Consider the following 14,080-nt stretch of genomic DNA (forward strand, 5'->3'; position numbering starts at 1 on the left):
AAATCTTTTATGTATGAACCTTATCCCGTCCCTGAACTGGCACGTGAACACCAGCGTTTTCGCTACAGCAGTTTATGGACGTTTGCAAAACAAGATTTAAGACTGTTACTTTTTTTCTTATTGATTGCAAGCTTAATTGGATTTGGGGTTGGATACTTTTGGAGCTGTATTTTTATTGCTTTTGTGGTGTTTTTCGCCCTGCAGCTCCGCTCGCTTTATCTGGTCAATGAATGGATTTCAAACCGCCCCTATGATGTCCCGCCCAACTTAAACGGGATCTGGGGTGCATTACTGTTCAATGTTTATCGTGCACAACGTCAGGAACGCATCGTTCAAGCGGAAATGGTCGGTCTCATTGACCGTGCCCAGTCTTCTCTGGTTGCTCTGGCAGAAGCCGTGGTTCTGATTGATGACCAACATCAAATCGAATGGTGGAACCCCGCAGCCGAAAAGTTATTGGGTATTAGTCCTCTCGACCGCGGACGTAACTTATTGTCGATTTTACGTCAGCCAAGTTTCATTGAATATTTTAACAACCCGGATCAATCCCCTGATGGGATTCGTCTGCAAGCGCAGATGGAAGAAGAGCGTTATGTGCACGTCAAACTCACCCGTTTTGGGGGAGAAAGTCGTTTATTGGTCGCACATGACACCACGCGCGTCCATAATCTGGAACAAATGCGTAAAGACTTTGTCGATAATATTTCACATGAATTGCGTACGCCGCTGACTGTACTCAGTGGTTATATCGAAACCTTTACCGATCAAGATGACATTACGCCACGCTGGAAACGTGCTTTTACGCAAATGCAGTCCCAAACCAAACGTATGAATGCCTTGGTCAATGATTTATTGTTGTTATCGAATTTAGAAAATAATAAGAAAGTCGCAAAAAATCAGATTATTGATATGGCAAATCTGATGAACCAGATTTTTGATGATGCGCGTGCTTACAATCTTGATTATGGTCATACTTTAAATCTGGATATTGATAGCCATTGTGACCTGATTGGCTCGGATATTGAAATTGCCAGTGCTTTCAGTAATTTAATTACCAATGCAATTAAATATACGCCGCCTGGTGGCATCATTACCATTGGTTGGCATGAAGCAGGTGACCATGCCTCCTTTACGGTACAGGACAACGGCATCGGGATTGATCCAAAACATTTACCACGCTTGACTGAACGCTTCTATCGTGTCGATAGCGCGCGTAGCCGTCAAACTGGTGGTACAGGTTTAGGACTTGCCATTGTAAAACATGTACTCATGCAACATGGCGCACATCTAGAAATCACCTCTAAAGAAAATGAAGGCTCAACCTTTACTGCGATCTTCCCCAAAGAACGTCTTTATCGAATGCTGTAAAAGTTTAACTTCAATAAAAAAGCCGATCCTTCTCGATCGGCTTTTTAAATTCTGGATCATTCCAATCAACTACTTGCTTTCGCATTAAGCTCTGTCGACTCGACCAAATGACTTGGCAAGCCGAAGATATGGTCAAAAAAGTAATTATAAACAAAGGTATAACATGGGATCAGCACCATCAAACTGAAGTCCAGCAAGAATGCTTTGACTAAACTGATTTGCATCCACCATGCGATCAATGGAATCAAAATCATAACCAGCACAATCTGGAATCCAATCGCATGCGCAACACGTCTCAACACAGTACGCTTTTTCGATGTTTGAGTTTTTTCCCACATCTCAAACACGTAGTTATAAAAAAAGTTCACGGTTACAGCAATGACTGCAATTAAAATCGACAAAGGCCCTGTATGGCTAATGGTCGTACCTGAAAGTACTGCCAGCACCATTGCACAGATAAAAAAGCTAAAAACTTCATAGAAAAAGACGTATGTGACTCTTCTCTTGGTTCCTTGCATTACAACACCTTGAAATAAATAATGAGTGGATTTTACGCTTTAATTTTGATAAAAAAAGTCAATCGTTATCAGTACAGCTGACAAGTGAATTAAAATGAAATTGACCAGTGAACAACTTGAACTGATTCTTGAAATTATTGATCGTGGTAATTTTTCGGCGGCTGCCCGAGCGCTCAATCGGGTTCCTTCCGCAGTCAGTATGGCGATTGCCAATTTAGAGGCAGAATTAAATTTAAAATTATTTGAACGCAGTAAAAACCATCTTGCTCCCACTGAAATTGCTCTGTCCATCGAACCCCATGCCCGATTGATTGTGACTAAATTGCGCCAGCTGGAAATGCATTTAACTGAACTTTCAACAGGACTGGAAACCCGTATTGCGATTGGGATCGCTGCGGACATCAACCAGAAGCTGCTCTTGGCTGGTATTGAGCGTCTGATGCAGCGTTATCCACTTCTGGATATTGAAATGGTCAGTGCGCCACAACAAGAATTAAAAGCACGTTTACATCAAAATGAAATTGATCTTTATATTGCCTATAGCTCATCTGAACTCGACCTGAATGAACGATTCCGACTGCTCGGAACTGAAAAATTTGTCGCGGCGGTTTCCCCGAAAGAGGCACAACAGCTCAAGGACAATAATAAAAATGAACTCACCATGCTCTCTGAACTCAGACAGATTATTGTGGCAAGCAAACACTATCCCCTTCCAGATAGTCGCGTTCTGGTTTCTGATTCCTGCTGGTATACCGATAGTTTATTTATGGCGATTAATATGGTGGAACAAGGCTTCGGATGGGGAAATTTTCCGCTCTCGATCGTGCAAGAGCATTTTGCGAAAGGCAGTTTGATTCGACTCGAATTTCGTGACACCACAAATCGACTGGATATGCCGATTCATGCAATCTGGCCGAGCCACAAACCTTTAAGTCAAACAACTCAGATGCTCATCGAACTCTGGACAAAAGAAATCAATATTGAATAAAAAAAGCCCGACATCCTGTCGGGCTTTTTCGTATTCCTTTCATTAGATACAACTCCTGTCATACCTCACATCCTGATGCCTGAACTTATCATTTTTGTTTTATGTTCTGGAACTTCCTGTTCCTGATGTGTTCATATTAGGCAATTCAACCTAGGTTGAAAATGGGACATTTCCTCTAATCAGTGTAAGCAAAAACGTACATCAGCATGCTCTCATCTCATTTTTCCAATTAGACATAATATAAAAGATAATGCGAGCACTTCTCTAATCTCCTGCCAAATCAGCCTGCTGCGATATCACCTGCACCCCCATATAGCTGTCATAACTCTGCGCCAATAGACAAATCATCACAAAGGCAACTAAGGTCAAAATCTGCTTTTTCATTCCCATTATTTGCTACCTCATTCAAGCATCTATGAAAAAGGTATAAGATTTTTCCCATCTCATCTAATATAGAAAAAACCAGCACTGATCTAATTTTGAGATATGTGGACATTAAAACAATTTAATTACCTAATCACGATTGTAGAAACGGGCGGTTTTATTGCCGCCTCAGAAAAGCTGTTTATTGCCCAATCCGCCCTAAGCAGGCAAATTAAAAATTTAGAAGAAGAACTAGGCTTTGAAATTTTTGATCGGTCCGAGAAAAAAATTAAACTGACCACTGCGGGAGAAGCACTGTATAAAAGTTTAAAAACTAATATTGATCATTTAAAAAGTTCAATTGTTAGCGCCCAAAGTATTAGTCGGGGTGAAGGTCGGATTATTAAGATTGCCCATTCCAGCAGTATTGTACTTGATCAAAACAAACTCGAAATCTTCAAGCAGCTCTGTGATACCCATAACATTGATATTGAGATGAATACCTTATCATCCGAGTTACAACTCGAATATTTATTGAATGGCACAATTGATCTGGGTTTTATCCGCCCACCGATTTACCACAACCTGAATGACGTGAATGCCATCAGTTTATATACCGCACCATTGTATGTCGCTGCCCATATTGCAGATCCATTTTTAGGTGAAAAAGAACGGATTTCGATACGGGAATTAGCGTCATTAGATTTTGTTTCTGTGCCCCATAAAGCGCGTGGGGGCTTAAGTTATCTGGCTGCCAATTTATGTCTGGTCAATGGATTTACGCCAAAACGAAGCAGAATCTATTCAAGAAAAAGATCTCAACTTGAGCTGGTTGCTAATGGCTTTGGAATTTGTATCGTGCCTGAAGAATTTAAAGTGATCCTGCCAAGTAATGTCAGGCTTATCCCAATTCAAGATGAAAATACGTTGAGTGAGGTAAAACTGATTTGGAGAAAGGACAATGATCTGATCGTGAATAGCTGTGCTGATGCGGTCCATGCTTATTACAGTTCACAATAAATAAAAAAGCCCGACATCCTGTCGGGCTTTTTCGTATTTCGTTACTAGGTGCAACTCCTGTCGTACCTCACGTCCTGATGCTCAAACTTATCATTCTTGTTTTATGTTTTGGAACTTCCTGTTCCTGATGAGTTCATATTAGGTAATTTGGTTTAGGTTGAAAATGGGACATTGCCGTTAGTGGATGTAAGCAAAAGCTTACATGGTTTTTATGTTATTCATTAAATGAAAATTTCACCTTCTAGATATAAGTGACACTCTCCCGCGATCTCTATGCGGTCATTCTCAAGTAACTTGCAATACAGTACTCCACCTCGTTTTGATGCTTGATAGGCAATAATATCTTCCTTTTTAAGTCGCGACTGCCAAAGTGGTATTAACGAGGTATGCAACGAACCTGTTACAGGATCCTCATCTATTCCCATAGAAGGCGTGAAATAACGGGAAACGATATCAAACCCACTCATTTTTCCCTCTGTGGCATCATTTAAAGCAGTAATTGCAACACGTCGCCCACCCAGAGTTTTGATTAAATCAAAATTAGGGTATTCATTTAAAACAGCCTCTGTATTTTGATAGATCACGATATAAGCCTGTGGATTGATATATACCTCGGCAATGTCTTGGGACAAGCTCTCTTTTAATGCTTGAGGAATCTGTTCCATTCGACTTGGGATCTGTACAGGAAAGTTCATTTTGATCCTGCCATTTGCACCACGAGTGATGAAAAACTCACCCAAGTTCGCCACATGAAATACCAACGATTCAATTTCAGGTTGATTTTTAAAAATAATAAAACTGGTTGCTAAAGTGCCATAACCACAAAACTGCACTTCTTGTATCGGTGAAAACCATTTAATTTCATAGTTTTGATCATCAATTTTCCTAGCAAAACTGGTCTCAGATAAATTATTTTCTAATGCTATATTCTGCATTAAACATTCATCCAGCCACTCTTCCAAAAGAACAACCGCAGCAGGATTTCCTTTAAACAACTGATCACTAAATGCATCAACTTGATAAATTTTCATTCTAAACAACTATAAATTTTTCCAATAAGATACTCTTTATTACGAGTAATAACGTATTTTTTGATATGCAAAAATTGCTCATTTAAGATTTTTGGATTTAAAGCTATAAAAAATCAAAATCTGCTTTAGATAAAAACTGGCTAATCTTATTTTCTCATCGCTGTATCATCTCCGTTCAAGATTTGATTAAAAAGAAAGCTAAAATGCAATTTTCGATTCTTGTCAGTATGTTTATCTTTTCGTTAAGTATGTCCATTTCACCTGGGCCAATTAATATTACAATTCTTTCAACCAGCTTAATTCACGGTTTTAAGAAAACGCTCCCCTTTATCTCAGGCGCAACGCTCGGCTTTACCTTACTATTGATAATTTTAGGCTTTGGTTTTAGTCAAACGATTAGTCATCATCCTATTTTTTTCAAAATACTAGAATGTACAGGTGCTTTATTTATTTTTTATATTGGTCAGAAAATTATGTTTTCTAAACCAGAGATTGAAGTTGTAAAAAATATCTCTGTTGCCAGTTTTACAGATGGATTTCTATTACAGTGGCTCAATCCTAAAGCCTGGATTGCGTGCCTTTCTGGTATATCTTTATTTTCCTCACCAATCAGTTATTTCCCCCTCATTCTATTTATTCTTATTTATTTCGTTATTTGCTATATTTCTTTAATTTTGTGGGGAATTTCTGGCCACAAATTATCAAAAATATTCACTAACACCTCCAATATCAAAACTTTAAATTTTTTAATGGGTGGATCTCTCATCCTTTTTGCAATTCATATGTTACTTAAGATATTTTGGATTAAATGATTCATATATTTTTTCAATTAAAGCATGGGCAATTCCATTCATCGGAATATTGGCGGGCCAAACCGCATAGACACTTAAAGGTTCAAGCTTCCACGCTGGTAAAACTTGTACAACTTTCTGTTGGTCAATGTCTGACTGAGTCAAGTAATCAGGTGGTGCAGCCAATCCTGCATTCAATTTTACCAATTGATAGGAAGCCTCAACATTATTTACGTAAATATTGGGCTGATATGAAATTGCTATTTCTTCTTGAGTATCTACATTCCTTAAAATTCTATTATTTTTTCTCATGCTCAACCCTATCCACTTCATATTCATCAAATCTTTAGGATGATTAATACTTGGATATCGTTTTAAAAAATCAGGGCTTGCAACAATACTGCGAGCTAAAGGAAATAGATATTTCGCTTTAAATGAGCTATCCGGTAATTCACCAATTCGAAAAGCAATATCAACATTATCAGCAATAAGATCTGTCCGGCTATCATTGCAGGTGATATGTAAAGTAAGATCTTTATATTGATCACAGAATGCCGTGATACATTGCATAAACTCTCCATGAATAAAGACTGCAGGAATCGAGATATGAAGCTGTGTTTTTTTAATAATAGAACGTTGCTTAAAATCTAAAATTCCTGATTCATATGTTACTAACATGGCCTGAGCCGTATCTAGAAGCTTCTGACCATCATGTGTTAAGGTCATTTTCCTTGTATTTCTATAAAATAAAGCACACTCTAAATTTTTTTCTAGTTTTGTTAGATGTAAACTCACAGTCGCAACAGATAATCCTAAGGCTTTGGCGCCTTTAGAAATTGATCCAAACTCAGCAATTTTCGCAAAAATAATTAAATATCTTATATCTTCAATCATATTTTTTGATCTATAAAAGAGAAATTCATAAACAAGGATCGAAGTTAATCGGAAATTACCACATTGCTTTTATAACGTAGATAAAAATTTAAACTTGATAATGCCCCAGCAAAAACACAATAAATCATAAAAATAGTTATATTGATCAGTGGTCGATCTAAAAAGTAATTACTGACTATTGTTCCAAAAGTTAAAATCCCGATAAATTCAAAAAAAGAAAATTGTGGTATTAAAAATTTCATTATTATCTACCTTTATCTTAAATTATCTAAAAATATTTTGAGCTAAACAAATATATAAGATTTCGTCTATAAATAAAAAGCCCCAATTTTGGAGCTTTTTTTAAAAATCACATCTAAATTAAACCGAATGACCTAAACGCTCACCCATCACCACTGTCGAATTGGCTTTAAATTGCTCTTCCCATACCATTTTATCTTTTTCAAATAAAACCACAGCGGTTGAGCCAAGATAGAAGCGACCTAATTCCGCGCCTTTATCCAATTTCATTTGATGATGCTGCAATTCAACTTTGCCAGAAGGTTTTACTTTGCCTGTAGCAACAGTTTCAATACCAGCCACAATCATTGCACCAACTAGAACCACCGCCATACGACCGAGTTCAGTATCAAATAAACACACCATACGCTCATTACGCGCAAACAAGCCCGGTACATTCTCAGCAGTCACTTGGTTGACCGAGAATAATTCACCTGGAATATATAAAGTTTCGGTCAATGTACCCGCCAAAGGCATATGCACACGGTGATAGTCTTTAGGTGACAAATAAACCGTAGCAAATTGTCCTTCGTGGAAAGGCTTCGCCAACTGCGGATCACCAATCAATTTTTCCACTGAAAAACTTTGGCCTTTGGCCTGAAAAATATCACCCGCTTCAATTTTACCAAGCTGTGAAATTGCACCATCGGCAGGACAAACAATACTATCCGCTTGTTCATCAATACCGCGTATACCTTCTTTGAGTGCACGGGTAAAAAATTCATTAAAAGATTTATAATGTTGCGCATTGCTTTGTTCAGCAATACTCATGTCAATCCCGTATTTTGCTTTAAACGCCTGAATAACAGCAGTTTTTACCAAGAGATTTTCACTTGCGGCAACCTTGCCAATCACACGGCTGAGTTGATGTTGCGGCACAAGATTTTGTGCTTTGATAAATAATTGTTTTTTTAAATCTGCTGCAAAACTCACAACGGTGACTCTCCTGAAATAATAGGACTATCGAGGCGATTGCCCCATTCGCTCCACGCACCATCATAGGCTTTAACTTGCCAGTTCAGCAATCTTGCCAGAATATACGCCAAGCCCGAACGATGGTGAGACTGACAGTACACCACCACAGGTTGTTGTAAATTAAAGCCTAATTGTTCTAAACGTTGTTGTGTGCGTTCAAGCGGGTGTAATTTTAGATGATTTTCACGATTAAGGGCAGTACTCCACTCAAAATGTAACGCATTTGGGATGTGACCGCCGCGTCGCGCAGCTAAACGTAGGCCTGTATATTCATCATTACTGCGACAGTCCCACAGTTGAATATTCTGTTCTTCGACTTGCTTTAACAATTCCTGATATTCAACCCGATATTGCTGAACGGTGTCTAAATCAATCTGCAACAGATCCACAACAGGTTTCACTGGATCGACTTCAGCCGTCGTCGGCAATGCAGCGCCCAACCAGCCATGAATCCCGCCATTAATCAGACTGGTATGATGAAAACCCAGACAATGTAAATTCCAGATTAATCGCCCAGCCCAAGCACCACCTTCATCGTCATACACCACCACATGATGTTGCGGTGAAATATTTAGCTTCTCAATTAAAGCTTGTAAACCTTCTAAATCAGGTAACACGCCATTGGCTTGTTCTTGTTGTGCAACCAGATATTTCGGTTGTAAATGAATCGCATGGGGAATATGCAGTTGTTCATAAACCGATGTCCGGCTTAAATCGACAATACGAATTCGTTCGTGTCCTAAATAGGGCACGAGTTGTTCAGGTTCAATCAGTAAATCAAGTTTAAAATCTACATCAGTCATTGTTATGCTGTTTTGTCATCCGCCTTATGCGTAATTTTAGCATAGCCGACTTTTTATCTTTGTCTGATTTTTTGCATTCATTTAGCAGAAAAGGAGATATAGCATAAAGCTAAACTAGGATGAGTCAAAAATTAAGAATTTGCTGATCATCGCGGAAGTTAGGCTATATTACTTTACTGTGAAAAAATTTAATGGTGCTAAGGCGGCATGGATGCCGCCCGTTGAACTGCGGCATCAAGGATGTGCCGTCAGTTCAACAAATGCCTTTGGTTACTTTGGGCAAAACCAAAGTAACTCACCGAAGGTCTATCCTGAAAATTGATGATAATTAGGTAAGACACCTCAATGCCTCTACTCAACGTCCTCAATCTCAAACACCTGACGCAAATACGCCAAGAACGTATCATTATCAGTCATCGTTTTTCCTGGGCTATCCGAAATCTTCGCCACCGACTGACGATTACACTCCACCAGCTTCAACACAATATTCAAAGGCTTCTGCCCCATATCATTGGTCAAATTGGTGCCAATACCAAAGCTCACCTGAAAACGGTCTTTAAAATATTGATGCAATAACCATGCTTTTTCCAGATTCAGCCCATCACTAAAGGTCAACATCTTGGTTTTGGTATCAATCTTGAGCTTACGATAATGCTCAGCCGCCTTATCGCCCCACTCATACGGATCACCACTGTCATGACGTAAACCATCAAACAGCTTGGCAAAATACAAATCAAAATCGCGTAAGAATGCATCCATGCCGACTACATCAGTCAAGGCAATCCCAAGGTCACCCCGATATTCTTGTACCCAAGCTTCTAAAGCCGCTTTCTGGAAATTACGCAAACGTACATCAAGCGCCTGAAAAGCCTGTAAGAACTCATGTGCCATGGTTCCAATCGGGCTAATCCCTAATTGTTTCGCCAACAGCACATTACTGGTACCACGAAATACCTTTGGTGCCGCAGTATGAAATGCTTGCACTACATGTTTTTGCCATTCAAAGCTATAGCGACGGCGTGTCCCAAAGTCAGACACTAAAAATGGAGGTTCATGATCTTGTTGTTCTTGTGCGTAATGTTGCAGTTGCACCAGTTTTTGCTGTAAACGACGTTCACCTTCTGCCAGAACCTCATCACTACGGATACGGCGGAAATATAGTTCATTGACAATCGCAAGGACAAAGATCTCAAACATCATGGCCTGAACCATTGGCCCTTCAATACGAATATCGAGACGCCCCGCTTCATCAATACTGGCTTGAATAAAACGACGTTTTAACTGAAAGAGTTCCAGATAATCAACAAAATCACTTTTAATAAAGCGTAACGAGCGCAGATATTGAAGCTCATCTTCAGCAAAGCGCAATTCACATAGCCAGTCGAGCTGCTGATTCAAGTCATCCAGAATTTCAACGAGCGGATAAACCGTATCTTCGAGATTTCGACAACGGAATAGATACACACTATGCGTTTGTGGAAACTGATGTAACACCACCTGCAACATGGTGAATTTATATAAGTCGGTATCAAGTAAAGATTGAATAATTGGTGTAGACATGACTGACTAGGATCTATTCTCGTTCAAGCATTAAAGCACACTTTTGCACAGAAATGAGTCTGTCGATTGCAATGGATGATTTTTCACGAAAATAAACCATTGGCAGCTTTTTAAATTCAATGTGTTAGCTAAACCAGATACTATTTTTCTTGTAACGGCTGGATTTCTTTTAAACGTTGTTGCTGACCAAATTGTAACGCAAATTGTTCTGCCGTGAGTTGACCTGTTTTGGCAGCATTGACATCACAATCCACCTGACGCAACTGCTTGGCAATACTCCACTCGGCTTTCACGATTGCACCCATCAGTGCGGTATGCCCTCGTTTGTCTCGGAGACAACGATTGGCACCTTGTTGCAGCAACAGTTTGACGGCATCTTTCTGACCGTAATAACTTGCCATCATTAAAGCGCTATAGCCAGATTGATCCTGAATATCAATCGGAAAACCATGCTTTAAATACTCTTGCAGGACTTCAATATTTCCCACTTTAGCCGCAGAGAAAAACAGCTCAATGACTTCTGCTGAACCATTGTCCTGTGAAGATGGCACTGCGGCATAGACAGAAGTCCCCACATTGCTGCAAAGTAAACACGCAGCAAACAAGAGCGAACGTAAATGGATCATGAGCATTCCTCAAAAATCTGAACAAGGAGTGCCTGTAACACTCGCCCTAGGTGCAGGAAAGGCTATTGAGGTTACAGGACTTTCTGGGGGTAACATTCAGGCACCTGTTACCACATCAACAAAGCGTTTATTCGTCTTTCAACTGAGCTGCTTTACTCTGTACATTTTTAAGATTTACGCCCACAGCTTTGGCCAAACGCGTTCCATAATCGGCATCGGCCTTATAGAAGTAAGACACCATAATGCTTTTGGTTTCTACATCTTTAACTTGGCCTAAATCAGCCGCAAGGTTACGAATCAGGTCATTCTTTTCCAATGCTGAATAACTGCGATATACATCACCAGCCTGTTTAAATGGCTGCTGTTTCTGAATCGCCTGTTGCATGACGCTACCTTGCAACGGCGTTGCTACTGCACGCGCAATCTCAGTTGATGGCTTCGGCTCAATCGTACTTGGTTCATAATTCACATGAGACTCCGTTTGTCCCATATTCATGAAGCCTTCCTGATTATTGTTGTTCACTGCGACACGCGGACGGTTCACTGGAATTTGCTGGTGATTGGCGCCCAAACGATACAACTGTGTATCTGAATAAGAGAAAATACGGCCTTGTAATAAACGGTCTTCCGATGGCTCAATACCCGGAATTAAATTGCCAGGCGCAAATGCCGACTGTTCTGTTTCCTGGAAGAAATTCTTCGGCATACGATTTAGCGTCAAAGTCCCGACTTTCATTTCAGGTACCAGCTCATTCGGCCAGATTTTGGTTGCATCTAATGGATTGAAATCAAATTTATCTAGGTCTTTTGGATCAAGCACCTGAATGTATAAGTCCCATTTCGGATAGTTTCCTGCATAGACATTTTTATACATATCATTGGTCAAGTGGTTCCAGTCACGGCCCTGTACTTCTCGTACCTGATCCAGATTCAGCCCTTTTACCCCTTGCTTAGAACGCCAGTTAAATTTGACGTACTTATACTCACCCTTGTCGTTGTATAACTTGAATGCATGCACGCCAAAGCCATCCAGCGTACGGTAGCTTTCAGGTGTGCCCAAGTTTGAATAGACATAGGTCAACATATTGATCGACCACGGCTGGCTTTTTAAGAAATCAAAAATGCGGTTAGGATCCTGAACATTGGTCACAGGATCAGGCTTCATCGCATGTACAAAGTCAGGAAACTTGATCGCGTCTCGGATAAAAAATACCGGCAAGTTATTACCGACCAGATCCCAGTTCCCTTGCTGGGTATAAAACTTCACGGCAAAGCCATGTGGATCACGCGCAGTTTCTGGTGAACCTTTCGGATGAATCACCGTAGAAAAACGAACAAACACAGGTGTGGTCGTACCTGCTTTAAACATAGAAGCGACGGTTAAATCAGACAAATCTTTTGTTGCGACGAAATCACCGTATACGCCTGTACCCCGTGCATGGACCACACGCTCAGGAATACGCTCACGGCCAAAACGCTGTAATTTTTGAATCAGCTGCACATCTTGCAACAAGGTTGCACCATTTGCGCCAGCTGTGGTTGAGTTCTGGTTGTCACCGACAGGCGCACCATTGTCTTTTGTTAAAGGTGCTGCATACGCGGTGCCTAACGTTGCTGCCATTATTGTGAATAAAAACGTTCGTTTAAACATACTGTTAAATCCAAAATCAAATACCTTTCCTGCACGGGGACTATACAAAGATTTTAACAATAGATAAAAAAGATAATTTTAATAAAACAAATCGAAAAATAAGATCAAGCATTAGGAGGCTCTATTTTGCACCCCGCTGTAGGGTCACTAAATCTGCTAGACTGCGCAACTGAATAAACATTTAATCTTTAATTCTTATGCGCGCACTAATTCAACGCGTCCTCGAAGCGAAAGTGGTGGTTGAGGGCGAGACTACAGGTGAGATTCAACACGGCTTACTGGTATTTTTAGGTCTGGGTAAAGAAGATACTTTAGAGAAAGGCCAGAAGCTGATTGATAAAATTCTGAAATACCGAATTTTTGATGATGAGCAAGGCAAAATGGGCTGGAATGTCAGCCAAGCAAATGGCGGGATTTTATTGGTCTCTCAATTTACCTTAATGGCCCAAACGCAAAAAGGCTTACGCCCAGACTTTGGTCCAGCGATGCCGCCAATCGAAGCCAAAGCACTTTATGAACAGCTAGTGGAATATGCCCGCCAACAATTCAATAATGTGCAAACAGGAATTTTTGCAGCAGATATGAAAGTTCATTTAATTAATGATGGGCCAGTGACCTTTAATCTGGACGTTGAATAATTCGAGCACATAAAAAAACTCCCGATTTGGGAGTTTTTTTATGACATTTTTATTTGCCTGTTTTTTCTTTAATAAATGCACGTGCCTGACGGATTTTTTCTTTTACTGGTTTTGGTACTTTAGGTGGAATCAGTTTTGCAGCTTGGTTAAACCACACCAATAAGCTAAAGTCCCCTTCCATTTTAATGCTGCCGTCCTGCATCCCTGTCATAAATGCAGTTGGATCGCCTTTCAGTAAGGTTTTTACGCCTTGCTCACTTGAAGCAAATTGCAAAATAAAATCAGCTTGTTCCGGGTTACCTGCCACTGTATCAATTTTGCCGCGGTTCACAATAATTTGACGCGCAAAACCTAAATCCGTACCAATCTGAATACGGAACTCACGGTCATGAACCAATTCAATAAACTTCGGGCTAGTGCGTGCCAATTGCTTCATACGTAACGCCAAACCTGCCACTAATAGATCAAGTGGATCAGTGCTTACATCAACGATAGGTAACTTAACCACAGGTAAAGAAGAAAGCTTCATGACATTTATGCCTACAGTATTATGATGAAAATTAAGACAACTGTAT

At 40.0% G+C, this 14,080-nt stretch carries 15 protein-coding genes; 5 read left to right on the top strand and 10 right to left on the bottom strand.

What is annotated here, in order from left to right:
- The first annotated feature begins 9 nt into the window (after nt 1-9).
- The gene (gene phoR / locus IEV36_RS08595) at nt 10-1,368 is read left to right on the top strand and encodes a phosphate regulon sensor histidine kinase PhoR (RefSeq protein WP_004776329.1); all 1,359 of its coding nucleotides are present in this window, start codon (nt 10-12) and stop codon (nt 1,366-1,368) included.
- Nucleotides 1,369-1,433: 65 nt separating this feature from the next.
- Here the strand turns inward: phoR and IEV36_RS08600 are convergent, their stop codons facing one another.
- Entirely contained in the window at nt 1,434-1,886 is a 453-nt protein-coding gene (locus tag IEV36_RS08600) for a PACE efflux transporter (protein WP_004776331.1), read from the bottom strand.
- Nucleotides 1,887-1,980: 94 nt separating this feature from the next.
- Here IEV36_RS08600 and IEV36_RS08605 point away from each other — a divergent pair, with 94 nt between their 5' ends.
- Entirely contained in the window at nt 1,981-2,874 is an 894-nt protein-coding gene (locus IEV36_RS08605; RefSeq protein ID WP_005260225.1) for a LysR family transcriptional regulator, read from the top strand.
- Nucleotides 2,875-3,138: 264 nt separating this feature from the next.
- Here IEV36_RS08605 and IEV36_RS18895 read toward each other — a convergent pair whose 3' ends face one another.
- Complete coding sequence (locus IEV36_RS18895; protein ID WP_005260226.1) at nt 3,139-3,264, bottom strand: hypothetical protein; 126 nt, start codon at nt 3,262-3,264, stop codon at nt 3,139-3,141.
- 96 nt (nt 3,265-3,360) lie between these two features.
- On the opposite strand from IEV36_RS18895, the gene IEV36_RS08610 reads away from it, so the two are divergent.
- On the top strand, nt 3,361-4,257 hold the full coding sequence (locus IEV36_RS08610) for a LysR family transcriptional regulator (RefSeq protein WP_005260234.1): 897 nt from the start codon (nt 3,361-3,363) through the stop codon (nt 4,255-4,257).
- Between the two features lie 221 nt (nt 4,258-4,478).
- Here the strand turns inward: IEV36_RS08610 and IEV36_RS08615 are convergent, their stop codons facing one another.
- Nucleotides 4,479-5,288, bottom strand: a complete 810-nt coding sequence (locus IEV36_RS08615; protein ID WP_005260235.1) for a PhzF family phenazine biosynthesis protein — start codon at nt 5,286-5,288, stop codon at nt 4,479-4,481.
- Between the two features lie 203 nt (nt 5,289-5,491).
- Here IEV36_RS08615 and IEV36_RS08620 point away from each other — a divergent pair, with 203 nt between their 5' ends.
- Nucleotides 5,492-6,100 (top strand): LysE family translocator, encoded by a 609-nt coding sequence (locus IEV36_RS08620; RefSeq protein WP_005260241.1) that lies wholly within the window; start codon nt 5,492-5,494, stop codon nt 6,098-6,100.
- Here IEV36_RS08620 and IEV36_RS08625 read toward each other — a convergent pair.
- The 6 genes from IEV36_RS08625 to IEV36_RS08650 all read right to left on the bottom strand — a co-directional run bounded on the left by IEV36_RS08625 (nt 6,074) and on the right by IEV36_RS08650 (nt 12,867).
- Entirely contained in the window at nt 6,074-6,973 is a 900-nt protein-coding gene (locus tag IEV36_RS08625; protein ID WP_005260242.1) for a LysR family transcriptional regulator, read from the bottom strand. The two genes, IEV36_RS08620 and IEV36_RS08625, sit on opposite strands and share 27 nt — an antisense overlap.
- Nucleotides 6,974-7,333: 360 nt before the next feature.
- Nucleotides 7,334-8,185, bottom strand: coding sequence for an archaetidylserine decarboxylase (gene asd, locus IEV36_RS08630; protein ID WP_005260244.1), 852 nt, complete (start codon nt 8,183-8,185; stop codon nt 7,334-7,336).
- A complete protein-coding gene (locus IEV36_RS08635; RefSeq protein ID WP_005260245.1) occupies nt 8,182-9,030 on the bottom strand; it encodes a sulfurtransferase in 849 nt (282 codons plus the stop codon). The genes asd and IEV36_RS08635 overlap by 4 nt, the downstream gene beginning before the upstream one ends.
- Before the next feature lie 351 nt (nt 9,031-9,381).
- Complete coding sequence (gene pncB / locus IEV36_RS08640) at nt 9,382-10,590, bottom strand: nicotinate phosphoribosyltransferase (RefSeq protein ID WP_005260250.1); 1,209 nt, start codon at nt 10,588-10,590, stop codon at nt 9,382-9,384.
- Nucleotides 10,591-10,730: 140 nt separating this feature from the next.
- Nucleotides 10,731-11,216, bottom strand: coding sequence for an ankyrin repeat domain-containing protein (locus tag IEV36_RS08645; RefSeq protein ID WP_005260253.1), 486 nt, complete (start codon nt 11,214-11,216; stop codon nt 10,731-10,733).
- Between the two features lie 127 nt (nt 11,217-11,343).
- Complete coding sequence (locus IEV36_RS08650) at nt 11,344-12,867, bottom strand: catalase (protein ID WP_005260254.1); 1,524 nt, start codon at nt 12,865-12,867, stop codon at nt 11,344-11,346.
- Between the two features lie 197 nt (nt 12,868-13,064).
- Here IEV36_RS08650 and dtd point away from each other — a divergent pair, with 197 nt between their 5' ends.
- The gene (gene dtd, locus IEV36_RS08655; protein WP_005260256.1) at nt 13,065-13,505 is read left to right on the top strand and encodes a D-aminoacyl-tRNA deacylase; all 441 of its coding nucleotides are present in this window, start codon (nt 13,065-13,067) and stop codon (nt 13,503-13,505) included.
- A gap of 49 nt (nt 13,506-13,554) precedes the next feature.
- On the opposite strand, the gene IEV36_RS08660 is transcribed toward dtd, so the two are convergent.
- Nucleotides 13,555-14,034 carry a hypothetical protein gene (locus IEV36_RS08660; RefSeq protein ID WP_004776350.1) on the bottom strand — a complete coding sequence of 160 codons (480 nt, stop codon included), beginning with the start codon at nt 14,032-14,034 and terminating at the stop codon, nt 13,555-13,557.
- Nucleotides 14,035-14,080: the final 46 nt, after the last annotated feature.

This window comes from Acinetobacter vivianii (assembly GCF_014635885.1).
Taxonomy (GTDB): domain Bacteria; phylum Pseudomonadota; class Gammaproteobacteria; order Pseudomonadales; family Moraxellaceae; genus Acinetobacter; species Acinetobacter vivianii.

Excerpts from the sequence above, each read along its gene's own strand:
- phoR (WP_004776329.1), top strand. The coding sequence starts at position 10 with ATGTATGAACCTTATCCCGTCCCTGAACTGGCACGTGAACACCAGCGT.
- IEV36_RS08600 (WP_004776331.1), bottom strand. The coding sequence starts at position 1,886 with ATGCAAGGAACCAAGAGAAGAGTCACATACGTCTTTTTCTATGAAGTT.
- IEV36_RS08605 (WP_005260225.1), top strand. The coding sequence starts at position 1,981 with ATGAAATTGACCAGTGAACAACTTGAACTGATTCTTGAAATTATTGAT.
- IEV36_RS18895 (WP_005260226.1), bottom strand. The coding sequence starts at position 3,264 with ATGGGAATGAAAAAGCAGATTTTGACCTTAGTTGCCTTTGTGATGATT.
- IEV36_RS08610 (WP_005260234.1), top strand. The coding sequence starts at position 3,361 with ATGTGGACATTAAAACAATTTAATTACCTAATCACGATTGTAGAAACG.
- IEV36_RS08615 (WP_005260235.1), bottom strand. The coding sequence starts at position 5,288 with ATGAAAATTTATCAAGTTGATGCATTTAGTGATCAGTTGTTTAAAGGA.
- IEV36_RS08620 (WP_005260241.1), top strand. The coding sequence starts at position 5,492 with ATGCAATTTTCGATTCTTGTCAGTATGTTTATCTTTTCGTTAAGTATG.
- IEV36_RS08625 (WP_005260242.1), bottom strand. The coding sequence starts at position 6,973 with ATGATTGAAGATATAAGATATTTAATTATTTTTGCGAAAATTGCTGAG.
- IEV36_RS08635 (WP_005260245.1), bottom strand. The coding sequence starts at position 9,030 with ATGACTGATGTAGATTTTAAACTTGATTTACTGATTGAACCTGAACAA.
- pncB (WP_005260250.1), bottom strand. The coding sequence starts at position 10,590 with ATGTCTACACCAATTATTCAATCTTTACTTGATACCGACTTATATAAA.
- IEV36_RS08645 (WP_005260253.1), bottom strand. The coding sequence starts at position 11,216 with ATGATCCATTTACGTTCGCTCTTGTTTGCTGCGTGTTTACTTTGCAGC.
- IEV36_RS08650 (WP_005260254.1), bottom strand. The coding sequence starts at position 12,867 with ATGTTTAAACGAACGTTTTTATTCACAATAATGGCAGCAACGTTAGGC.
- dtd (WP_005260256.1), top strand. The coding sequence starts at position 13,065 with ATGCGCGCACTAATTCAACGCGTCCTCGAAGCGAAAGTGGTGGTTGAG.
- IEV36_RS08660 (WP_004776350.1), bottom strand. The coding sequence starts at position 14,034 with ATGAAGCTTTCTTCTTTACCTGTGGTTAAGTTACCTATCGTTGATGTA.